The 22605-nt window shown below is 66.2% G+C and carries 21 protein-coding genes; 8 read left to right on the top strand and 13 right to left on the bottom strand.

What is annotated here, in order from left to right; genetic code table 11:
• Nucleotides 1-519 precede the first annotated feature (519 nt).
• From tyrS to argH, 6 genes are all read right to left on the bottom strand, one after another.
• Complete coding sequence (tyrS, locus tag ACFY5D_RS19250; protein WP_387533648.1) at nt 520-1836, bottom strand: tyrosine--tRNA ligase; 1317 nt, start codon at nt 1834-1836, stop codon at nt 520-522.
• Nucleotides 1837-1871: 35 nt separating this feature from the next.
• The gene (locus tag ACFY5D_RS19245) at nt 1872-4154 is read right to left on the bottom strand and encodes a HelD family protein (protein WP_387533646.1); all 2283 of its coding nucleotides are present in this window, start codon (nt 4152-4154) and stop codon (nt 1872-1874) included.
• 85 nt (nt 4155-4239) lie between these two features.
• Nucleotides 4240-4746: an adenine phosphoribosyltransferase gene (locus ACFY5D_RS19240; RefSeq protein WP_387533674.1), complete on the bottom strand. Its 507-nt coding sequence runs from the start codon at nt 4744-4746 to the stop codon at nt 4240-4242.
• A gap of 49 nt (nt 4747-4795) precedes the next feature.
• On the bottom strand, nt 4796-5440 hold the full coding sequence (locus ACFY5D_RS19235; protein ID WP_387533644.1) for a DNA-3-methyladenine glycosylase: 645 nt from the start codon (nt 5438-5440) through the stop codon (nt 4796-4798).
• Between the two features lie 17 nt (nt 5441-5457).
• Entirely contained in the window at nt 5458-6192 is a 735-nt protein-coding gene (locus tag ACFY5D_RS19230; protein WP_387533643.1) for a maleylpyruvate isomerase family mycothiol-dependent enzyme, read from the bottom strand.
• Between the two features lie 93 nt (nt 6193-6285).
• On the bottom strand, nt 6286-7701 hold the full coding sequence (argH, locus tag ACFY5D_RS19225; protein WP_387533641.1) for an argininosuccinate lyase: 1416 nt from the start codon (nt 7699-7701) through the stop codon (nt 6286-6288).
• Between the two features lie 193 nt (nt 7702-7894).
• On the opposite strand from argH, the gene ACFY5D_RS19220 reads away from it, so the two are divergent.
• From ACFY5D_RS19220 to ACFY5D_RS19210, 3 genes are all read left to right on the top strand, one after another.
• The gene (locus tag ACFY5D_RS19220; RefSeq protein WP_387533639.1) at nt 7895-8311 is read left to right on the top strand and encodes an ankyrin repeat domain-containing protein; all 417 of its coding nucleotides are present in this window, start codon (nt 7895-7897) and stop codon (nt 8309-8311) included.
• Nucleotides 8308-9093, top strand: coding sequence for a hypothetical protein (locus ACFY5D_RS19215; protein WP_387533637.1), 786 nt, complete (start codon nt 8308-8310; stop codon nt 9091-9093). The genes ACFY5D_RS19220 and ACFY5D_RS19215 overlap by 4 nt, the downstream gene beginning before the upstream one ends.
• Nucleotides 9094-9425: 332 nt before the next feature.
• Nucleotides 9426-9986, top strand: coding sequence for an O-acetyl-ADP-ribose deacetylase (locus ACFY5D_RS19210; protein WP_387533635.1), 561 nt, complete (start codon nt 9426-9428; stop codon nt 9984-9986).
• Nucleotides 9987-10144: 158 nt separating this feature from the next.
• Here the strand turns inward: ACFY5D_RS19210 and ACFY5D_RS19205 are convergent, their stop codons facing one another.
• The 7 genes from ACFY5D_RS19205 to argC all read right to left on the bottom strand — a co-directional run bounded on the left by ACFY5D_RS19205 (nt 10145) and on the right by argC (nt 16696).
• A complete protein-coding gene (locus ACFY5D_RS19205) occupies nt 10145-10585 on the bottom strand; it encodes an ATPase (protein WP_387533633.1) in 441 nt (146 codons plus the stop codon).
• Nucleotides 10586-10745: 160 nt separating this feature from the next.
• Nucleotides 10746-11261 carry an arginine repressor gene (locus ACFY5D_RS19200; RefSeq protein WP_387533631.1) on the bottom strand — a complete coding sequence of 172 codons (516 nt, stop codon included), beginning with the start codon at nt 11259-11261 and terminating at the stop codon, nt 10746-10748.
• Nucleotides 11258-12226 carry an ornithine carbamoyltransferase gene (gene argF / locus ACFY5D_RS19195; RefSeq protein ID WP_387533629.1) on the bottom strand — a complete coding sequence of 323 codons (969 nt, stop codon included), beginning with the start codon at nt 12224-12226 and terminating at the stop codon, nt 11258-11260. The genes ACFY5D_RS19200 and argF overlap by 4 nt, the downstream gene beginning before the upstream one ends.
• 5 nt (nt 12227-12231) lie before the next feature.
• Nucleotides 12232-13476 (bottom strand): acetylornithine transaminase, encoded by a 1245-nt coding sequence (locus ACFY5D_RS19190; RefSeq protein WP_387533627.1) that lies wholly within the window; start codon nt 13474-13476, stop codon nt 12232-12234.
• Nucleotides 13473-14393 carry an acetylglutamate kinase gene (gene argB / locus ACFY5D_RS19185; protein ID WP_387533625.1) on the bottom strand — a complete coding sequence of 307 codons (921 nt, stop codon included), beginning with the start codon at nt 14391-14393 and terminating at the stop codon, nt 13473-13475. Before argB ends, ACFY5D_RS19190 begins: the two co-directional genes overlap by 4 nt.
• Before the next feature lie 96 nt (nt 14394-14489).
• A complete protein-coding gene (argJ, locus tag ACFY5D_RS19180) occupies nt 14490-15653 on the bottom strand; it encodes a bifunctional glutamate N-acetyltransferase/amino-acid acetyltransferase ArgJ (protein ID WP_387533672.1) in 1164 nt (387 codons plus the stop codon).
• 11 nt (nt 15654-15664) lie between these two features.
• A complete protein-coding gene (argC, locus tag ACFY5D_RS19175) occupies nt 15665-16696 on the bottom strand; it encodes an N-acetyl-gamma-glutamyl-phosphate reductase (protein WP_387533623.1) in 1032 nt (343 codons plus the stop codon).
• Between the two features lie 149 nt (nt 16697-16845).
• Here argC and ACFY5D_RS19170 point away from each other — a divergent pair, with 149 nt between their 5' ends.
• From ACFY5D_RS19170 to ACFY5D_RS19150, 5 genes are all read left to right on the top strand, one after another.
• Complete coding sequence (locus tag ACFY5D_RS19170; protein WP_387533621.1) at nt 16846-17814, top strand: quinone oxidoreductase family protein; 969 nt, start codon at nt 16846-16848, stop codon at nt 17812-17814.
• 214 nt (nt 17815-18028) lie between these two features.
• Nucleotides 18029-19216 carry an ROK family protein gene (locus tag ACFY5D_RS19165; RefSeq protein WP_387533619.1) on the top strand — a complete coding sequence of 396 codons (1188 nt, stop codon included), beginning with the start codon at nt 18029-18031 and terminating at the stop codon, nt 19214-19216.
• Nucleotides 19217-19355: 139 nt separating this feature from the next.
• A complete protein-coding gene (locus ACFY5D_RS19160; RefSeq protein ID WP_387533617.1) occupies nt 19356-20648 on the top strand; it encodes an ABC transporter substrate-binding protein in 1293 nt (430 codons plus the stop codon).
• A gap of 93 nt (nt 20649-20741) precedes the next feature.
• Nucleotides 20742-21647, top strand: coding sequence for a carbohydrate ABC transporter permease (locus tag ACFY5D_RS19155; protein ID WP_387533615.1), 906 nt, complete (start codon nt 20742-20744; stop codon nt 21645-21647).
• A complete protein-coding gene (locus ACFY5D_RS19150) occupies nt 21647-22537 on the top strand; it encodes a carbohydrate ABC transporter permease (RefSeq protein WP_387533613.1) in 891 nt (296 codons plus the stop codon). The genes ACFY5D_RS19155 and ACFY5D_RS19150 overlap by 1 nt, the downstream gene beginning before the upstream one ends.
• Nucleotides 22538-22605 lie beyond the last annotated feature (68 nt).

Below are 22605 nucleotides of genomic sequence, written 5' to 3'. Positions count from 1 at the left end.
CACACGGGGGTGCGGACCCTGAAACCATTCACCAATAAAATAAATAAATTGGTATCAACAAACTTGGCACACTATTGAGTTCTCAAACAACAGACAGCTCCCGGTTCGGCGTCCGCTTGATTCAAAGGAATCGGTCGGCGTTTCTTCCGGGGTGATGTTTATAATTTATTGTTTGATTGTTACAATGTCAAATCGAACTCTAAGTCGATTTATTTGTAGCAATCAAACAATATTCTTTCAACGATTCAACGTTGTAAAAAATCTGATTTGTCTTTGCGGCTAGAAGCTTTTCGCTTGCCTTGGCCGCGGCGACTTAGAAAACAATACACACGTTTGCTCCTCCCGGCAAATCTCCTGTAACCACCCAGGTCCCCGCTGCGATTCCCGGATTCACGCGGAAAATGGGGGCGAATAGGCCCGGAAGCAGGAAGGGCCGGCGCGGGTAAGTGTCGTGAATCACAGCACTTGCCCGCTCCGGCCCTTCATTCACATCCGATAAACGATGTGGTGAAGCCTTAGTTAGGCGACTTCAACAACAGCCAGGTTCTTCTTGCCTCGGCGAACCAAAAGGTACCGGCCGTGGAGCAGTTCTTCACGGCTGACTACTGCATCCAAATCCGAGTACTTCACGTTGTTGATGTAGGCGCCGCCTTCGCCAACCGTTCGGCGTGCGGCCGACTTGGATTCGGACAGCCCCGAAGCCACCAATACCGAAATGATGTCCAGCTCTTCGCCGTCGACGGTGGTGCTTTTCAGTTCCCCGGTGGCCGCGCGCAGAGTCGCTTCGTCCATGTCGCGCAATTCGCCCTGGCCGAAGAGTGCAGCGGAAGCGGCAATGACCTTTTCGGTTGCTTCGACACCGTGAACCAGCGAGGTCACAAGGTAGGCAAGTTCCTTCTGGGCCTTGCGGGCAAACGGACGCTCTGCGGTTTCCTTTTCCAAGGCTTCGATCTCTGCGCGGCTCAGGAAGGTGAAGACCTTCAAGCGCGAGGCGACGTCGGCATCGGAGGTGTTGAGCCAGAACTGGTAAAACGTGTACGGGCTGCACATCTCGGCGTCCAGCCAAATGGCGTTGCCCTCGGACTTGCCGAACTTGGTTCCGTCCGAGTTGGTGATCAGCGGAGTTCCGTATGCGTAGGCGCTCTTTCCCTCGACCTTGCGGATCAGGTCCGTGCCGCTGGTGAGGTTGCCCCACTGGTCCGAGCCGCCGGTCTGCAGGGTGCAGCCGTAGAGCTTGTGCAGCTGCAGGTAGTCGTAGCCCTGCAGTACCTGGTAGCTGAATTCGGTGTAGCTGATGCCCTCGTCCGAGTTCAGGCGGGCCGCAACGGTTTCCTTCTTGATCATGGTGCCGACGCGGAAGTACTTGCCGACCTCGCGCAGGAAGTCGATCGCGCTCAGCGGCGCCGTCCAGTCAAGGTTGTTGACCATGCGAGCGGCGTTGTCCCCCTCGAAGGAGAGGAAGCGTGCGACCTGGGCCTGCAGCTTGCCGACCCACTCGGCCACGGTCTCCTTGGTGTTAAGGACGCGCTCCGCGGTCTGGCGCGGGTCACCGATCAGACCGGTGGACCCGCCAACCAGGCCGAGGGGCTTGTGGCCGGCCAGCTGCAGGCGGCGCATGTTCAGCAGCTGGACCAGGTTGCCCAGGTGCAGCGATGGAGCGGTGGGGTCGAAACCGCAGTAATAGGTAATGCTCTCCTCGGAGAGGACCTTCTCCAGCTCGGTTTCATCGGTGGAAACGTGGACCAGGCCACGCCACTTCAGCTCCTGCCAGACGTTTTCAAAGGACGGATCATTACTTTGTCCCGACAGCGCGGGATTCTGCTCAATTTCAGACACACTACTAAATTAGCAGTCTCCGGCGATCTTTTCCCTTAGGAGTCGATCCCGGCCGGGAGCGCTCCCTCGGCAAGGATGCGCAGGCGCTGGGTCGTACGCGTCATGGCAACGTACAGGTCGCCGACGCTTCCCTCGACCTCGTCAACCAGTTCCTGGGGCTCCAGGACCACGACAACGTCGAATTCCAGGCCCTTGGATTCACGCGCGCCGAGCACCACGATGTCCTGGCTCAACCCGCCGGAGCCTGTGCCCACGCGGCGTCCGAACTGCTCGACGACCGCCGAACGCACCGAGCGGAGCATGGATTCGGGAACGATCACGGCCAGCAGGCCGCCGTCGGCGATTTCCACCTCGCCGGGCAGGATCTCGCGGAGCTTTTCCAGCATGGTTCCCTGCGGCAGGCGGTCCACGATCGGCGGCCATTCGCCCTCGCGCACGGCCTTGGGCGTGGAGATGGTCAAGCCCGCAGCGTGTGCTACGCGGGTTGCGGCCTCGGCGATCTGCATCGGCGTGCGGTAGTTGACCGTCAGTTCCTCGAGCGTGAAGCGCTCCGCCACGAACGGGCGCATGGCCTGCTCCCAGCTGGTGGCGCCGGAGGCCGAGGAGGTCTGGGCGATGTCGCCGACCACGGTGAAGGACTTCAGCGGGCAGCGGCGCATCAGCAGGCGCCACTGCATCGGGGAAAGCTCCTGAGCCTCGTCGACCACCACGTGCCCGTAGGCCCAGTTGCGGTCCGCGACCGCACGCTCGGCCGCGGTCTGGCGGACCTCGGTCTCCTGGTTCATGTCGGCCAGGTCCTGGGCCTCGACCAGCCCGTCGATGCCGGCGTTGAAGAGCATCTCGTTGACGTTGCGCAGCGTCGCCTCGGCGTTCTCGAGGTCGCGCTTCAGCTGCGCCTCGGCTCCGGCTTCCTTGTTGCCCACCGCGTGGAACTCGCCCAGCAGCTCGGCGGCCTCGTCCAGCAGCGGCACGTCCGCCTCGGTCCACGGCGAACCCGGGGCACGGTACAGGGCCTTGAGCTCCGCCTCGCGCAGCTGCGGCGCCGCGGCAGCCAGCAGGTGCGGCTTGGCGAAGAGTTCCTCGAGGAGGGACTGCGGGGTCATTGGCATCCAGCACAGGTTCAGGGCGATGCGCACGTCGCGGGACTCGCGCACCTCCTGCACCAGGTAGCTGCGGTCCACGGCGTTACCGTTGCCCGCCGATTCCTCAAGCTTTTGCTGCAGCTGCTCGGCCAGCTCGCGCACCAGGGTCTTCACGAAGATGTCTCGGGCCTCGTTGTGCGGCTTGTGGGCCGAACGGGCCCGTTCGCGGGCGTGGCGGACCTGGCCGCGGGTCAGCGTCAGCCTGGTGCCCTCGACCACGACGCGGCGGTCCTCGGCGAGCAGGCGCTGGCGGTTGGACACGGCCTTGGCCACGACCTTGGCCATGAGCTGCTTGCCCTTGACGCGGGCGGTCTCGCGGTTGTGTTCCGGGATGGCGCGCAGGCCGGGGTACAGCTCCCCCACCGAGGACATGACGACGCCGGTCTCGCCCAGGGAGGGCAGCACGCGTTCGATGTAGCGCATGAAGGAGCTGGACGGGCCGACCAGCAGCACGCCGGCGCTCTTGAGGCGTTCGCGGTGTTCGTAGAGCAGGAAGGCGGCGCGGTGCAGCGCCACGGCGGTCTTGCCGGTGCCCGGTCCGCCCTGGACCACCAGCACGCCGGCCAGCGGCGCGCGGATGATGCGGTCCTGTTCGGCCTGGATGGTGCCGACGATGTCGCCCATGCGGCCGGTGCGTTTCTGCGTCAGGGCCGCCATCAGCGCGCCCTCGCCCTGGTGGGTGTCCGCCTCGCCGAAGAGCTCGGTGTCCAGCACCTCGTCGTCGATGCCCAGCACGGTGCGGCCGCGCAGCATCAGGTGGCGGCGGCGGCGCACGCCCTGGCGATGCAGCGCGGTGGCCTGGTAGAAGGCCGCGGCTTCGGGGGCGCGCCAGTCGACCATCAGGCGGGTGAGCTCGTCGTCGGTCATGCCGATGCGGCCGATGTAGCGCGGCGCGCCCGGCTCCTCGCCGGCGCGGTTCACGTTGTCGTCAAGGTCCAGGCGGCCGAAGACCAGTCGGTCCTCCACGGCGTTCAGCTGTGCCAGCCGGTCCTCGTAGAGGGCCGCGAAGGAGTCGCGCTCGGACACGTTCTGCAAGGTGCCCTGCGGCCCGGCCGCCCGGGTGCGGGTCAGCTGTTCCTTCTTTTCGGCGCGCAACTCATCGAGCCGGCTGTAAAGCTTCGCAACGTAGTCGCGCTCCGCTTCAAGCTCCCGGTGAACGGTCGTGGACTCTGACATTCAGCACTCCTGATGGAACGAATTCGTGGACAGACAAGTTTACTCTCTTGCGCGCCGGCCAAATGACGGCCGCGCCGCGGCGCGCCTAGACCAGCTGGAGGGAATGCACCGCGTGGCCGTCGAGCCTCTCGCGCCCGCCCAGCCCGTCGAGCTCCAGCACGACGCCCACGCCGATGACCTCGGCGCCGGCCATCTCGAGCAGGCGCACCGCCGACCCGACGGTTCCGCCGGTGGCCAGCACGTCGTCGAGGATCAGCACGCGGGTTCCCGGTGCCACGTCGTCGCGGTGGATCTCGAGGGTTCCTGTGCCGTACTCGAGGGTGTATTCGTCGCGGAACACCTCGCGCGGCAGCTTGCCGGCCTTGCGGACCGTGATCATCCCGGTTCCGGTGGCGTAGGCGCCGGCGGCCGCCAGCACGAATCCGCGGGCCTCGAGCCCGGCGATGACGTCGAACTGCCCCCGGAAGGGTTCGACCACCGAGTCGACGATGCGGCGCAGGCCCTGCGCGTCGGCGAAGACCGGGGTGAGGTCCTTGAAGGAAATGCCGGCGCTGGGGTAATCGGGAACGATCTCGCTCAGTCGGTCAAGCATTTCGGCTATGGTTTCAGGCTCTGGATTCACCCGTACAGTCTAGTGCCCATTAGATGAGCCGCCGACGCGGCGCGGCGCGGCGGTACGGAGAGACGCTGGGCTCCCCCGGCAGCCAATACCTGTATGGGTAGGCCTCACTGCCGCCGGCTCCGGACACCCCGGTGCGCGGGCCGCTGGAATGGGCCAACGGAAATGTGGCCAGGTTCTCCAATCCGAGCGAGGGGCCGGGCGCCGCCGCGGTGCCCGGCAGGTACATGGTTCCGTTCTCGCGCAGGCCGAGCCCCAGGCCCTGGGCCAGGCGCGCCGGTCCGCTGAGCAGCAGCTGCCTCGGCGCCGTGCTGTCGCCGCGGCGCGCGCGGACGACGTCCTCCCCCTCGAGCACCTCCCCGGCCCGCATCAGCACCGCCGAGGCGGTGCCCTCGGACCCGCAGACCACGTTGGCGCAGTGGTGCATGCCGTAGGTGAAGTAGACGTAGGCGGTGCCGGGAGGCCCGAACAGCGCGGCATTGCGCTTCGTCTTCCCGCGGTAGGCGTGCGAACCGGGATCGAAGGCCCCATTGTAGGCCTCGACCTCGGTCAACCTGACGACCACCAGCCGCCCGTCGATGAAGGACGAGACATGGGCCCCGAGCAGGTGCGGCGCAAGGCTCGGCGACGGCAATCGCAGCAGCCCGTCCCAGCCGCGCCGGCCCATGTCCGTCCGCTCCCGGGCTAGTTCTTGGCCTTCAGCTTCACGAACCACGGACCGAGCTCGGGCAGGGCTGCGCCGTCGGCACCGGCGGTGGCCTGGATGGGCCCCAGCGGCTCGCGGCCGGCCAGCCAGGCGGCCAGGTCGAAGGCGGTGCCGCTGAGCACCGTGGCATCGTCCCCGCTGCCCAGCACGATGCGCTGGGCACCGTGCGGCTGCAGGATGTAGCGGCGGGATTCGGGAACGCGGCCCGCGAGCGCCGCGAAGAGGTGGGCGCAGAAATCAGGGTCCCAATCGGCGACCGAATAGGCCAGGGCCAGGTCCGAGGTGTGGATGACCAGCTCGCGCCAGATCGCGTAGAAGAGGTCCTCCACGCTGCCGCCGTCGCGGAACCCGGTGGGCAGGGTCCACTCCGCGGTGCTGATGCCGCGGATGCTGGCTTCGAGCGCGTCAAGGGCCTCGGAGGTCCGGGCCAACAGCGCGTCGGGGCGCATCAGGGCGGTCAGTTCGATGGCCTCGTGGCGCCTGTCCATTCCGCCGTCGTACATCTCGAACGGCTTCTCCGCCCCGGCGGTGTCCAGCTGCCGCGTGGCGGCACGGCTGAATCCGTCGATGTGGGCCAGCACGTGGGCACGGCTCCAGCCGGGCAGCACGCTGGGTTCGGCGGCGGCCGCGTCCACGGAGGACATCGTTTTCCGAAGGGTCGATACGGCGGCAAGGATCCTGGCGGTCAGGTCCTGTTGCGAAAGCTCAGTCATGCCGATCAGCATATCCGCACCGCGGTCCGGAAATCACGAAGGCGGGGCCCGGTTGAACCGGTCCCCGCCTTCGCCCACATCCGGTGCGGGCCGTTAGCCGGCGAAGTCGCGTACCGGCACCAACGCCGCCTTGAGCGCCTCCAGCTGGGCCGCGACGGCCGACGGCGCGGTGCCGCCCTGTGCCGATCGGGAGTTCAACGACCCCTCGGTGGAAAGCACCGTGCGGACCTCCGGGGTGAGGTGCACGGAGATGCCCGCGTAGTCCTCGTCGCTCAGGTCCCAGAGCTCGACGTCCCGGGACTCGGCGAGCTTCACCGCGGCGCCGGAAAGCTCGTGGGCCTCGCGGAACGGAACGCCCTGGCGGACCAGCCATTCGGCGATGTCCGTGGCCAGCGCGAAGCCCAGCGGCGCGAGCTCGGCCATGCGCGGGGTGTTGAACTTCAGGGTGGCGATCATGCCGGAGACCGCCGGCAGCAGCAGCTCCAGGGTGTCGGTCGCGTCGAAGACCGGTTCCTTGTCTTCCTGCAGGTCGCGGTTGTACGCCAGCGGCAGCGCCTTGAGCGTGGCCAGCAGGCCGGTCAGGTTGCCGATCAGGCGCCCGGCCTTGCCGCGGGCCAGCTCGGCGACGTCCGGGTTCTTCTTCTGCGGCATGATCGAGGACCCCGTGGAGAAGGCGTCGTCCAGGGTGACGAAGGAGAATTCCTTGGTCGCCCACATGATGATTTCCTCCGACACGCGGGAGAGGTCTACGCCGATCATGGCGGCGATCCACGCGTACTCGGCGAAGACGTCGCGGGCGGCGGTGCCGTCGATGGAGTTCCAGGCCGCGGAGTCGAAGCCCAGGTCCGCTGCAACGGCGTTCGGGTCCAGGCCCAGCGAGGAACCGGCGAGCGCGCCGGAACCGTAGGGCGAGACCGCGGCGCGGGCGTCCCAGTCGGCGAGGCGCTGGACGTCGCGCAGCAGCGGCCAGGCGTGGGCCAGCAGGTGGTGGGACAGCAGGATCGGCTGTGCGTGCTGCAGGTGGGTGCGTCCGGGCATCGCGGCGTTGGGGTGGGCCTCGGCCTGTTCGACCAGCGCGTCGATGGTTGCCAGCACTCCGCGGGCGATGATGCGTGCGTGGTCGCGCAGGAACATGCGTCCCAAGGTGGCGATTTGGTCGTTGCGCGAGCGGCCCGCGCGCAGCTTGCCGCCCAGGGCCGTTCCGGCGCGTTCGATCAGGCCGCGCTCGAGGGAGCCGTGGACGTCCTCGTCGGAGTCGGAGGCCACGTAGGCGCCGGAGACGACATCCGCTTCAAGGGCGTCGAGGGCCGCGATCATTCCGGCGAGTTCCCCGGCGTCGAGCAGTCCCGCGGTGTGGAGCACGCGCGCGTGGGCACGGGATCCGGCGATGTCGTAGCGTGCAAGGCGCCAGTCGAAGTGGGTGGACTTGCTCAGCGCGGCCAGTGCGTCGGCCGGCCCGCCGGCAAATCGTCCGCCCCAGAGTGCGCCTTCATTCGTTGACGATCCCATATCTTGTCCTTCCGAGCACCGCCAGGGGCGCCGGTTCGCTAGCTGTCCAAAACCACTGTCCATCCTAGTCCAGCGTGTGTGAGCCAGATCTAGTTTTGCGCAGCTTCCTAATACTTATGCATAAGTCTACATAACTATTCAGCATGGTATGTGCGCAGGGGATTCCGGCGGCGCAAACCGGTACGATTTTCCCATGACTGAAACGAACGCCGACGGCGCATTGACCGATGAAGAACTTGCGTTCCTGCATTCCATCTTCGACTTGGCACGTGAGGGTGCAACCGAGAAGCTCATGGCCATCATCGACCAGGGCATTCCGGTGGACCTCACCGATTCCAAGGGCGACACCCTGATGATCCTCGCCGCCTACAACGGACACGACGAAACCGTTGCTGGCCTGCTGGAGCGCGGCGCAGACATCAACCGCCTGAACGACAAGGGCCAGGGCGCCCTGACCTGCGCGGTCTTCCGCAAGAACGAGCCCCTGACCCGCTTCCTGCTCCAAAACGGCGCGGATCCCAAGCTCGGCGCGCAAAACGCGCTGGCCGTCACCGACATGTTCGGGCTGCCCGAGCTCAGGGCAGTCATCGAAGAGTACATCCAGGCATGAAACGCTGGCCGCGCACCCTGGCACGCCTTGTCCTAGGCTGCGCGGCCGGGCTCTGCCTTGCCGCCTGCACGTACCTCGGCGCCGACAACCCACCACGACTCCCCTCCCCCGGCGCCAAGTCCCCCGCAGCAGATGCATCGATGGATGCAGAAGGGCGAAGGCTTCTCCGGGATTCGATGGACGCGCTCCAGATGGCGACCGAAGTCAAGGTGTCCGCCGAGGGTTCCACGGACGGAGTGCCCTTCAACTACGAAGTCGCTGGTGACTACGACTTCGAATATGCGCAATCCTTCGAAATGTGGGACGGCAAGGGCCACGTTCAGTGGCTCGCGGACGGGATGACCTCGAGCTATTTCGTCAAGGCCAACAAATGGCACGGTGACCTGATTGAGCCCACGGACCATGAAGATTTCCTCAACGCACTGAGTGAGGACCGTTGGTTGAGGCTGCCCGAATCCGAGGTCGCGTCCATGATCGTGGTGTCCGATGAAATTGATCAGCTTCTCGACTTCCTTGAAGATTCAGTCGACTACAAGCACATGAAATACCAGGGCATTCTCGATCTGGATGGCAGCCCCGCCCATCGCTTCAGCTCCCCCGAATCAACGCTGTGGCTCAGCACCGACGAATCCCCGCTGCCCATCCGGCTCGAAACCGTTTCCTACGACCCCTATACCCGCATGACGAGCACCTACAGGGACTGGGATGAGGGGTTCTTCCACGATCTTCCTGCCGAGGGCCAATACGCGACCGTCCCGGAACGCACCAACCGCAAAGCCTGACCGCCTTGGCCCGAATGCCCTGATGTCGATCCGCGGGATCGAACCAAACTCGGAGTCCTTCCCCTCCCCCCGATCTACTGCCGGGAGCCCGATATTCGATGCCCCGCTGCCTGGCCGCGAATGCCGGCTGCGGGAATCCAGTTCCCCGACACGTCGTGCCGGCAGCTCGCCTCTCGGGGTCGCGCAAGCCCGCGCCGGCCCGCGATCCTTGCCGCCCGGGGCGGTCCCGCCGTCATGAACTGTTAATAGGCTGAAGGTCCCTCCCCAAGGGGTAGCCGCGGGCGTATGGTGTTGCTTATCAGGAGATTTCGAACACTGACAGGAGCACCGAAATGCAAATCGACATCGTGCAGGGAGACATCACCACTCTGAAGGTTGATGCGATCGTCAATGCTGCAAATACGTCTCTTCTCGGTGGCGGCGGCGTTGACGGTGCGATTCATGCGGCAGCGGGTCCCGAGCTCTTGGCAGAATGCCGCAAGCTCAGGGCGACGACCTATCCTGACGGTCTTCCCTCCGGGCTGGCGGTCGCCACCGGCGCCGGCAATCTCCCCGCGCGTTGGGTGATCCACACCCCCGGGCCCAACCGCCACGTCGGACAGACGAGCACCCGCGTTCTGGCTAATTGCTTCACCAACAGCCTGTACGTCGCATCCCGCCGGGGTGCCACGAGCATCGCGTTCCCGGCCATCGGTGCGGGGGCCTACGGCTGGGATCCGGACGAGGTCGCAATGGTCGCCGCAGAGGCAATCAAGAACTGGTTCGATACCTACAAGCACGTGACGTCGATCCACCGCGTGGTCCTGGTCGCCTACAACACCGATGTCGAGGCCGCCTTCCACAAGGCATTCGACACCCCGCGCACGGAGAGCGAACTGGTCCACGACCACTGATTCGTCCCGGGCCCGATCCAGGCAAGGCGTTGTTTCCCGCAGCAGGCGGGGAACAACGCCTTGAATTCCTTAACCGTCGATCCGGTGCCGGCTGCCGCGCGCGGCAGGGATCCGTCGAGGCCGAGGCCCGACGGATCCGTCGGCTATTTTCCGTCCAGCTACTTTCCTTCCAAGTGCCGAACGGCGGCCTGCATCTCGACCTTCCACCCGAGCGTCCTGGAGGAAATCATGCGGGCATGCTCCTCGGAGTCGAACCCGGCGAAGCCGCTCTCCATGACCCTCAGGCGGACGCCGCCCGAGTTGATCCGCTCCACCCAGAACTCGATGAGCGTGTTCGGCGCGGGGTCGTCCCAGTCGTCTCCCCCAAGAGATCGAAAGGCCGCATACCGTGGCGGGTCAAGGGTGATCGTCTCGAATTCGAACCGCCCGTAGATTGCGTCGTGGACGACGGAGAACGCGCCGTTCGTTTCAATCCGGTGCTTCCCGATTTCACCGCCGTTGATGAACCATCCCGGCTCCCGGATCAGTTCCCACACTGACGAGGTGCTGGCGTCGATGTCGGCCGACGCTTCTATCCCATCCTGAATTTTTACTTCCATGACTTCCTCCCTCGAAGAGTCATCCCCCTGTGAAACAAGATAGTGGCACGTGGGACGGCTCTTCTCAAGGTTTGTTCGCGACCAAACGCCGGATGCGCCAACCCGGTGCCGAAGACACCGGCGGCGCTCCGGCACCGGGTTGGCCGGTCCGGCGGCCGGACTACTGCGGATCCGCCAGCGCCAGGAAACGCGCCGCGACCTCGGCTCCGCCGTCCACCTCGCGGGTCACCAGCATGACGGTGTCGTCCCCCGCGATGCATCCCAGGATCTGGGGCATCGTCGAGTGGTCGATCGACAGCGCCAGGAAATTCGCCGCTCCCGGAGGGGTCCGCAGGACCACGATGTTTCCCGAGGCCTCGGCCGTGATCAGGAGTTCCGCGCACTGCTTGGCAAGCTTGGCGTCGTGGACCTCCTGGCTGACTCCCGCGCGGGGGCTGCGGTCCCCGCCCTCCTGGCGCATGGCATAGACCAGCCCGCCGTCCACGCCACGGACGCGCACGGCCCCCAGCTCGACCAGGTCGCGGGACAGGGTCGCCTGGGTGACCGCCATGCCCTCCTCGGCGAGCAGGGCCACCAGCTCGGCCTGGGAGCGGACGGTGCTGGTCGACAGGATGGAGCTCACCCGCGCCTGGCGGGCGATCTTCGTGGTGGGCTGGAAGGATGGACTCGAGTTCATCGGTTCCCGGTCACCCCTGCGACCTCTGCGAGGTCCGACTTGGCCATCAGCCAGGCCATGATCGCCTTCTGGGCGTGCACGCGGTTCTCCGCCTCGTCAAAGACGACCGACTGCGGCCCGTCGATGACGTCGGCCGAGATCTCGTAGCCGCGGTAGGCCGGCAGGCAGTGCAGCACGATGGCGTCGTCGGCGGCCTGCGCCATGGCCGGTGCGTCCACCGCGTAGTCGCGGAAGAGCTCCATGCGCTGCGCCTTCTCGTCCTCCTGGCCCATGGAGACCCAGGTGTCGGTGGCGACCACGTCGGCGCCGGCCAGGGCGGCGGCGGCGTCGGTGGTCACGAGCACCGAGCCGCCGGTTTCGGCCGCACGCTGCTCGGCCGCGGCGATGATCTCCGCGGCCGGCAGGTAGCCCTCCGGGCCCGCGATGCGCACGTGCATGCCGGCGGTGACGCCGGCCAGCAGGTAGGAGTTGGCCATGTTGTTGGCCGAGTCCCCCAGGTAGGCCATGGACAGCCCGGCCAGCGTTCCCTTGTGCTCGCGCACGGTGAGCAGGTCCGCCAGCAGCTGGCAGGGGTGGTAGTCGTCGGAAAGCGCGTTGATGACCGGGACGTTGGAGTTCTCGGCCATTTCCTCCAGGCCGGCCTGGGCGTAGGTGCGCCACACGATGGTGGAGACCATGCGCTCGAGGACCTTGGCGGAATCGGAGATCGATTCCTTGTGACCCAGCTGGGATTCGCCGGAGTTGATGATCAGCGGGGACCCGCCGAGCTCGGCGATGCCGGCGGCGAAGGACACGCGGGTGCGGGTCGAGGTCTTGTCAAAGAACACGGCCACGGTCTGCGGTCCGGCGTAGGGCTTGTAGCCGTACTTGTCCTTCTTCATGGCCAGGGCCAGGTCGAGGACCTCGGCCTGCTCGGCCTGGGTCAGGTCGAGGTCGGTCAGGAAGTGGCGAACGTTGTTGGTCATGGGTCTTACTCCTTGGTGCTGGAAACGGCCGCGGCGTAGAGCGCCGGCAGGGCCGCAACGAAGGTGTCGAGCTGTTCGGTGGTGACGATCAGTGGCGGGGCGAGGCGCAGCGTGCGCGGACCCGGGGCGTTGACGATGAACCCGGCATCGAGCGCGGCCTTCACCACGCCGGGGGCGACGTCCTGCGCGAGGTCGAGGCCGATCAGCAGCCCGCGGCCGCGGACCTCGGTGACGAACTCGAGGTCGGCGAGCTTGCCACGTACATCCTCGCCGACCGTGTTGACGTGTGCCAAGAGGTTCTGGGCCTCGATGACGTGCAGGGTGGCCAGGGCCGCGGCGGTTGCCACGGGGTTTCCGCCGAACGTCGTCCCGTGCTGCCCGGGGGTGAGCAGGGCGGTGTTTTCCTCGCCGAAGACGATCATGGCGCCGATCGGGAAGCCGCCGCCCAGGCCCTTGGCCAGGGTCATCGCGTCGGGGAGGACGCCGGCCGAGGCGAACCAGGAGCCGGTGCGCCCGATCCCGGTCTGCACCTCGTCGAAGATGAGCAGCGCGCCGGCCTCGGCGGTGATCTGGCGCGCGGCCTGCAGATACGCGGCACCGAGTTCGATGACGCCGGCCTCGCCCTGGATGGGCTCGATGAAGACCGCCGCGGTGGTCCCGTCGACGGCGGCGCGCAGGGCCTCGATGTCGCCGGCCGGGACCCACTCGACGCCACCGGGAAGCGGTTCGAACGGCTTGCGGTAGGCGGACTTCCAGGTCAGCGCCAGGGCACCCATGGTCCGGCCGTGGAACCCCTGTTCCAGGGCAACGATCTTGGTGCGCGGGGCATCGGCGCTGCCCGCGTTGCGGCGCGCCAGCTTGAAGGCCGCCTCGTTGGCCTCGGTGCCCGAGTTGCTGAAGAAGACCTTGGACCCGGCCGGGGCGTTGCTGAGCTCCAGCAGCTTCTCGGCCAGCGCGATCTGCGTGGGGCTGGTGAAGAAGTTGGAGATGTGCCCGAGGGTGGCCAGCTGCGAGGAGATCACGGAGGTCACCAGCGGGTGGGCGTGGCCCAGCGCGTTCACCGCGATCCCGGCGAGCAGGTCCAGGTATTCCTTGCCGTCGGCGTCCCAGACCAGGCAGCCCGCGCCGCGGACCAGCACCTGCTGCGGGGTGCCGAAGACCCCGAGCAGCGACTTGTTGTAGCGGGCCAGCAGCTCGCTGCCGGCCAGGGAGTTCAGTTCACCGATTTCTTCTGCCATGATCTCGTTCATGCTGCGTCCTTTGGGATGACTTGGGTTCCGACGCCGGCGGAGGTGAAGACCTCCAGCAGCATGGAATGCGGTTGGCGGCCGTCGACGATGTGGGCGCGTTCCACGCCCTCGTCCACCGCCTTGAGGCAGGCTGCCATCTTCGGGATCATTCCCGATTCCAGGCTCGGGAGCAGCGCACGCAGCTCCTCGGTGTCCAGCGAGGTGATCAGCGAGGACTTGTCCGGCCAGGCGGCGTAGAGGCCCTCGACGTCGGTGAGGATGACCAGCTTGGAGGCGTTGAGCGCGCTGGCCAGTGCCGCCGCGGCGGTGTCCGCGTTGACGTTGAGCACCTGCCCGGTGGGTTCGTCGTGGTCGTCGACCTCCGGGGCCACCGTGGAGACCACGGGGATCTTGCCGGCGGCCAGCAGGTCCAGGATCTGGTCGGGCTTCACGCCCGTCACCTCGCCGACCAGGCCCAGGTCCACGTGCCGCCCGTCGATGTAGGTCCCGGTGCGCATGGCGCGCAACAGGGCGCCGTCCTCTCCGGAGAGGCCAACGGCGTAGGGTCCGTGCGAGTTGATCAGGCCGATGAGCTCGCGCTGCACCTGCCCGGTGAGCACCATGCGGACCACGTCCATGGTTTCGGGGGTGGTCACCCGCAGCCCGCCCTTGAACTCGGATTCGATCCCGAGCCGGTTGAGCATCGAGCTGATCTGCGGTCCGCCGCCGTGCACCACCACGGGGTTGATGCCCACGTGGCGCAGGAAGACGATGTCCTCGGCGAAGGCGCGGCGCAGGTCCTCGTTGATCATGGCGTTGCCGCCGTACTTGATGACCATGGTGGTTCCCGCGAAACGCTGGATCCACGGCAGGGCCTCGATCAGGGCCTCGGCCTTGCGCTGGGCGGCATCCATCTGGGTGCGCTGGGTGTCGGGCATGTGGGTGTTCCTCACTGAAACATTGGGGGCCGGGTGGTGGTGCCCCGGATGGTGGCGGGTTCAATCCCCGTTACCCATCTCCGGGACTGCGGCCGGCTAGCTGCTGTAGGCCGAGTTCTCGTGGACGTACGCGTGGGTCAGGTCGTTGGTCCACAGGCTGGCCTCGGCTGCGCCCGCGTTCAGGTCGATCTCCACGAGCACCTGGCGGCCGGCGAGGTCCACGAGGTTGCGGTCGTCGCCCACTCCGCCGTTGCGGCAGACCTGCACGCCGTTGATCGACACGTTCAGCTGGTCGGCCTCGAAGGCGGCCTTGGTGGTGCCGACGGCGGAGAGCACGCGCCCCCAGTTGGGGTCCTGGCCGAAGATCGCGGTCTTGAAGAGGTTCGAGCGCGAGACGGTGCGAGAGACCTCGACGGCGTCGTCCTCCGTGGCGGCGTTGAAGGTGCGGATGGTGATGTCGTGGGCGGCGCCCTCGGCGTCGCCGATCAGCTGCTTGGCCAGGTCCACGCAGATCCCGGTGAGGCCCGCGGAGAACTCCGCGAGGTCCGGGACGGTGCCGCTGGCGCCGGAGGCCATGAGGATGACGGTGTCGTTGGTGGACATGCAGCCGTCGGAGTCGGCGCGGTCGAAGCTGACCCGGGTCGCCTCGCGCAGCGCGGCATCAAGCCGCGCGGAGTCCAGCACGGCGTCGGTCGTGATGACCACCAGCATGGTCGCCAGGCCCGGGGCGAGCATGCCCGCTCCCTTGGCCATGCCGCCGATGGTGTAGCCGTTGCCGGCGAAGCCGACCTGCTTGCTCACGGTGTCGGTGGTCATGATGGCGGTGGCAGCGGCCGCTCCCCCGTCGAACTCGTTGCCGGTGCCCAGGGCCGCGGCCGCGGCGTCGACGCCGGGAAGGATCTTGTCCATCGGCAGCTGCTCGCCGATCAGCCCGGTGGAGCACACCAGCACGTCGCCACTGGAAACGCCCAGCACCCGGGCCGCGTGTTCGGCCGTGGCGTGGGTGTTGGCGAAGCCCTCGGGGCCGGTGCAGGCGTTGGCGCCGCCGGAGTTCAGCACCACCGCGTCGGCGCGGCCGTCGCTGATGACCTGGCGGGACCAGTGCACGGGAGCCGCGGCCACGCGGTTGGAGGTGAAGACCGCCGCCGCGTTGAAGTTCGGGCCGAGGTTCTTGACGATCGCCAGGTCCGGGTTGCCCGAGGCCTTCAGGCCGGCGGTCACGCCGGAGGCGTTGAAGCCTGCCGGTGCGGTGATTCCCAGTGGTGCGTTGCTCACGGTGCTACTCCTTCAAGACCCAGTCCTGCGGTTTCGTTCAGGCCAAGTGCGATGTTCATGGATTGGACGGCACCGCCGGCGGTGCCCTTGGTGAGGTTGTCGATGACCGCCGAGACGATCACGCGGTTGGCGTGCCGGTCGAAGGCAAGCTGGATCTGGGCGTGGTTCGATCCCAGGACCGAGGAGGTCGCGGGCCACTGGCCCTCGGGCAGGACGTGCACGAAGGGCTCGTCGCGGTAGGCGGTTTCCCAGGCGGCGCGCAGTGTTGCCTCGTCGACTCCCGGCTTCACCTTGGCGGTGGCCGTGGTGAGGATGCCGCGCGGCATGGGTGCCAGCATCGGGGTGAAGGAGACCGTGACGGGAACGCCCGCGGCTTTCGAGAGGCCCTGCTCCATTTCGGGGGTGTGGCGGTGCCCGCCGCCGACGCCGTAGGGGTTCATCGAGCCCATGATCTCGGATCCGATGAGATTGACCTTGGCGGTCTTGCCGGCGCCGGAGGTGCCGGTCGCCGAAACGATCACCACGTCGTCGGGCTCAAGCAGGTTGGCCGTGAAGCCGGGGACCAATGCCAGCTGGACGGAGGTCGGGTAGCACCCGGGAACCGCGATCCGCTTGGCTCCGACGAGCTTTTCGCGGGCCCCCGGAAGCTCGGGGAGGCCGTAGGGCCAGGTTCCGGCGTGTGCCGACCCGTAGAATTTTTCCCAGGCCTCGGAAGATTCCAGCCGGTGGTCGGCTCCGGCGTCGATGACCAGGGTGTCGGCCGGCAGCTGCGCGGCGATTTCCGCGCTGGCCCCGTGAGGCAGCGCCAGGAAGACCACGTCGTGTCCGCTGAGCTGCTCTACCGTGGTTTCAACCAGCACCCGGTTCGCGAGCGTGTGGAGGTGCGGCGCGAGTTCCCCCAGTCGCTGTCCGGCGTTGGAGTGCGCGGTGATCGCGCCGATGGTCACGTCGGGGTGGTTGGAAAGCAGGCGCAGGACTTCGCCACCCGCATACCCGCTGGCTCCGGATACAGCTACTGAAATCGTCATGATGAAACCCTACTACGTATTTATACATGATGGCTAATAAATATTCACGAGATGGGGGCGCGGCGTCATCCCGCTTCAAGTCTTGATGGAGGACGGCGCAAAACCTATAGGGTAGCCATGAGTCACCTCGTCACCTAAGGAGTTCGCCCATGAGTCCACATGCAATTATCGCCCCCGAGGCCGGCGGACCCGAAGTTTTTGAGTATGTTTCGACCGAGCCGCCCGTCCCGGGACCCGGCCAGCTGCTCGTCAAGGTTGCGGCCGCCGGAGTGAACTTCATCGAGACCTACCAGCGTTCGGGCGTCTACCGGGTCAGGTACCCGTTCACCCCGGGCTCGGAATGCTCGGGCACCGTCGAGGCCGTCGGCGCCGGCGTCAGCGGCTTCGCCACCGGCGACCGGGTGGCGACGGCTGAGGGATCGGCGACCTATGCCGATTACACGGTCCTCGATGCGGACAAGGCGCTGCCGGTCGCGGACGGCGTCTCCCTCGAGGAAGCGGGCGCACTTCCGCTGCAGGGAATGACCGCTCACTACCTGATCAACAACAGCTACAACGTCAAGCCCGGCGACACCGTGCTGACCTACGCGGGGGCCGGCGGCGTGGGCCTGCTGCTGATCCAGCTGCTCAAGCTTCGCGGCGCAACCGTCATCACCACCACCTCGACCGAGGAAAAGGCCGCGCTGGCGCGGGAAGCCGGGGCCGACCATGTCCTGGCCTACGACGAGGTTCCCGAACGCGTCCGTGAAATCACGCAGGGGCGCGGCGTCGAGGTCGTATACGACGGCATCGGCAAGGACACCTTCGATGATTCACTCAAATCACTGAAGACCCGCGGCACGCTTGTGCTCTTCGGCGGGGCATCGGGCCAGGTGCCGCCCTTCGACCTGCAGCAACTGAACGCACACGGGTCGTTGACCGTCACCCGGCCGAAGCTTGCCGACTTCCTGCTCGATCCGGAGGAACGGCGCTGGCGTTCGGGCGAGCTTTTCGACCTGGTTTCGCAGGGCAAGCTCAAGGTCCGGATCGGCGCTAGCTTCCCGCTCGCCGAGGCCGGCGCGGCCCACACGGCACTGGAATCCCGGGCAACCACCGGAAAGGTGATCCTGGTTCCCTGACCCCGGCCGCAGAGGGGCGACCTCCAACGGCGACGGGTCCGCGATCCTTGGATCGCGGACCCGTCGCTGCGTTGCGTTCCGGCCCACCGCGCGTGGGCACCCCAAACAAAATCCCACGTCCAAGTGCCCTTTATTTGTTCAAGAAAATCTTCCATATAACGAATTTGCGTTAAGTTCTTGACGCCAAGGTGCCTTATCGCACACCCTTCTAAGCATGACCGCAGATCTACACGCCAGGGCCGGAAACCAGAACCCAGGGTCACAGTCAGCCCTTCGCGGGTTCAACGAACAACGTGTCCTCGCTACGCTGCGAACCCACGGAACGCTCACTCAGGCGGCATTGGCACGCTCCACGGGCCTCTCGACCGCTACGATCTCCAACATCGTCAAGTCGCTGGTGTCGGCCGGGCGCGTATCCACGTCGCCGACCACCAGTTCGGGACGCCGCGCACTGGGCGTCACGGTCCTCGACGAGGCCGACGTGGCCGTCGGCATCGATTTCGGCCGCAGCCATGTCAGGGTCGCCCTGGCCCAGGCAGGGTTTCGGCTGCTCGGCGAGGAATACGCCGCACTGGAAGTAGGCCACCTCGCGGCAGCCAGCATCGACGTCGCCGCACGTATGCTCGAAACCCTTTGCGAGCGCACTGGCACCAGCCACAGCCAACTCATCGGCGCCGGCATCGGCATCCCCGGACCCATCGACCACCGCACCAACATGGTGATCCGCGGCGCGATCCTGCCCGAGTGGGTGGACCTCGACATCGACGCACGTCTTCGCCAGGCACTTGACCTGCCGGTATTCATCGACAACGACTCCAACCTGGGAGCATTGGCCCAAATCACCTGGGGCGAACACCAGGAATGCGCCAACCTGTGCTTCCTGAAGATCGGCAGCGGAATCGGAACCGGACTGATCCTCAACGGGTCGCCGTACTACGGAAACCTCGGCATCACCGGAGAAATCGGGCATTCAACGATCTTCGACCAGGGCCTGATCTGTCGTTGCGGCAATCGCGGCTGCCTGGAGACCGTGGCCTCCACGGGCATCATGGTCGAGCTGCTTAGCCGCACCGAAAGCGCACCATTGAGCATCGAGAGCATCATCGAACGGGCCAAGGTCGGAGACTCAGCGACCCTGCGGGTCATCGACGATCTCGGAATGGCGGTGGGCCATGCCCTGGCAAACGTCGCGAACCTGATCAACCCGGAGGTCTTTGTCCTCGGCGGGCCACTGGCCCCGCTGGGCGAAATACTGCTCGCCCCGATCCGCCGGGGCCTCCAGCGACACGCCATTCCCGTCATCGGGGACAACACCACGCTGTGCATGTCCCTGCTGGGCGACCGAGCCGAGGCCCTGGGCGCGGCCGCCCTGGTGCTGCGGCAGAGCGCGGCGCTTCCGTAGCCTGACTAGGCACCACGACAATTGATAACAATTTGCGTTAAGTAGTTGACGGCAATATGTGACGCGAGTAACTATTGACGGGGTTGCAAACACACAACTCGACAGAATCACACATTTTCAAACACTTGTGGAGGTAGATATGCGTCGTCGTCTTACGCTGGTTGCAGCGGCCGCAACACTGGGCTTGACCCTGGCCGGCTGTGGCGGTGCCGCGGACAAGCCAGCCGGATCGGCCGCTCCGCCGAGTGAAGCCACAGGCAAGGTCGGCGTGTTCACCTGGTGGGCCGACGGTTCGGAGAAGGTCGGCCTCGATGCACTCGTCGGCATCTTCAACAAGGACTACCCGAAACTGACCTTCGACAACCTCGCCGTCGCCGGCGGCGCCGGCTCCCAGGCCAAAAGCGTGCTTGCCGCCCAGCTCAAGGCCGGCAACCCGCCAGATTCGTTCCAGGCCCACGCCGGAGCCGAGCTGCAGGACTACATCGACGCGAACCAGCTCGAGGACCTGAGCGGCTTCTACGCCGACAACAAGCTCACCGACCAGTTCCCCAAGGACCTCGTGGATCGCCTCACCGTCGACGGCAAGATCTACTCGGTTCCCTCGAACATCCACCGCGCAAACGTCGTTTGGGCCAACGTGGACGTCTTGAAGAAGGCCGGCCTCGATCCGGCGAAGCCTGCCGAGAACCTCGATGCGTGGTTCGCCGACATGGACAAGATCAAGGCGACGGGCAAGACCCCGTTGGCGGTTGCGGGTTCCTGGACCCAGGTCCAGCTCTTCGAGAACATCCTGCTCTCCAGCCTTGGCGTCGACGGCTACAACGGCCTCTGGGACGGCAAGACCGACTGGAAGGGCGCGGACGTCACCAAGGCCATCGAGGCTTACAAGAAGGCCCTGGGCTACACCAACACCGACCGCGACTCGCTCAGCGACTGGGCACCTGCCACGCAGCTGGTCCAGGACGGCGCGGCTGCCTACAACGTCATGGGCGACTGGGCCGAGGCCAAGTTCGCTCAGGACGGCGACAAGACCGGCGTCGACTACACCTACTTCCCGACTCCGGGCACCCAGGGAGTCTTCGACTTCCTCGCCGACTCCTTCACCCTGCCGGTCGGTGCCCCGAACCCGGACGGCGCCAAGGCATGGCTGACCACCGTTGGCTCGCCTGAGGGCCAGAGCGCCTTCAACAAGGCCAAGGGCTCGATCCCGGCCAACATCACCGCCAAGACCGACGACTTCTCCGAGTACCAGAAGAGCGCCATCAAGGACTTCTCCCAGGACAAGATCGTTTCCTCGCTCGCCCACGGCGCAGCGGTTCCGGTGGCCTGGCTCAACGAGTTGAGCACCGCGGTTAGCAAGTTCGGTGGCGACGGCAACGTGGCGACCCTGCAGGAATCGGCTGCGGCAACCGCAGCCAAGTTCGCCCAGTAATCCACCCATCAGGCATTTGGGGGCGGTCGTAGCCGGCACGGTACGCATCCGCCCCCAAATGTTTTTGGCGCCAACTTCTTCCGGGAGGAAACCATGTTTAGGCGTGTAAAGCACTGGGGTCCGGGGCTGCTGCTTCTGGCCCCGACCATCATCCTGGTGGGCGTATTCGTCTACTGGCTCATCTTCGAGAACTTCCGCGTCAGCCTGACCAACCAGCACACGGCCAAGCCCAGCAACAAGTACGTCGGGTTCGACAACTACGCGAACCTGCTTGCCGACCCGAACTTCCAGCACTCGCTGTCCAACCTGCTGATCCTCACCGTCGTCTTCCTCTCCGGCACCCTGATCTTCGGCTTCCTCTGGGCCTGGCTCCTGGACAAGCCGGCCAAGGGCGAGGGATTCTTCCGCGCCGTGTACCTCTTCCCTATGTCCGTTTCCTTCATCGCCTCCGGCGTCGTCTGGCGCTGGCTGCTTTCCAGCCTGCAGACCGACCAGCCCGGCGGCGAGCGCACCACCGGCCTGAACCGACTGCTGGACTCGGTGGGGCTCGGCTTCATGCAAAACGACTGGTGGTCCAACCCCACCTGGGGCATCGCCGCGATCGCGGTCCCGGCCATCTGGCAGCTTTCCGGCTACGTCATGGCACTGTTCCTTGCCGGCTTCCGCGGTATCCCCGAGGAGCTGCGCGAGGCCGCACGCATCGACGGCTGCAGCGAATGGAAGCTGTACCGCCACGTGATCTTCCCGCAGCTGAACCCGGTCATGCTTTCGGCCGTCATCATCATCGGCCACATGTCCCTGAAGCTCTTCGACCTGATCCGCGCGATCGTCCCGGATGCCAACACGTACGACGTGCAGGTCCCGGCGACCATGATGTGGGTCAAGTACATCGGCAGCGACTACGCGGACGCCGCGGCGATCGGCATGATCCTGCTGGTGCTGGTCGCCCTCGTGGTGGTCCCCTACCTCATGTACACCTCGCGAGCGGAGAAGCGCTAATGGCCACCTCGATCCTTGACCGCGCCATCCCGGACGGTACCGACAAGGCACCCGCGGGCGCCCCGAACAAGGGCAGGCGCCGGATCAACCGGACCCTGAAGTACGCCCTGCTGCTGTTCTTCGTGATCGTCATCCTGATCCCGGCCTACGTCCTGTTCATCACCAGCTTCAAGGGAACCTCCGACGCGGACCCGTCGCGTGCCTGGCTGCTGCCGCAAAGCTGGGAAACCGCGGGCTGGGCCAAGGCCTGGACCACGCTGGCCCCGGCGCTCGGGCGCACCTTCCTGCTGGTGATCCCGGCCGCCGTCATTTCCGCGACGCTGGGTTCCATCAACGGCTACGTGCTTTCCAAGTGGCGCTTCCCCGGCGCGAACGTCGTGTTCACGCTGATCCTCTTCGGCATGTTCATCCCCTACCAGGCCGTGATGATCCCGCTGACCCAGTTGATGAGCAACATCGGCGTCCCGCAGGGCATCCCCTCGCTGATGCTGCTGCACATCGTCTACGGCCTGCCGATCTGCACGCTGATCTTCCGGAACTACTACGAGTCGGTGCCCAGCGAGCTGATCGAGGCGGCCCGCATGGACGGCGCGGGCATCCTGCGCACCTACGCCTCGGTCATCCTGCCGGTCTCCGCCCCGGGCTTCGTGGTGGTGCTGATCTGGCAGTTCACCTCGGCCTGGAACGACTACCTGTTCGCGGCGTTCTTCTCCTCGGGGCGCAACGGTCCGGTGACCATCGCGCTGAGCTTCCTGGCCGGCGGCCAGCTCACCGACTACGCGGCGTCGATGGCCGGGGCCCTGATCGCGTCCGTGCCGACGCTGATCGTCTACATCCTGCTCGGAAAGTACTTCGTCGGCGGCCTGATGAGCGGCTCGGTCAAGGGCTGATCCGGCGCTTTATCGACGTTGAATGGAATGAGCAAGGTGGTGCCGGCCGGCCAGGCCGGCGCCACCAC

The sequence above is a fragment of the Paeniglutamicibacter sp. NPDC012692 genome, from assembly GCF_042901625.1.
In the GTDB taxonomy this organism is placed as follows: domain Bacteria; phylum Actinomycetota; class Actinomycetes; order Actinomycetales; family Micrococcaceae; genus Paeniglutamicibacter.
This window is presented reverse-complemented; position numbering and strand designations above follow the sequence as displayed.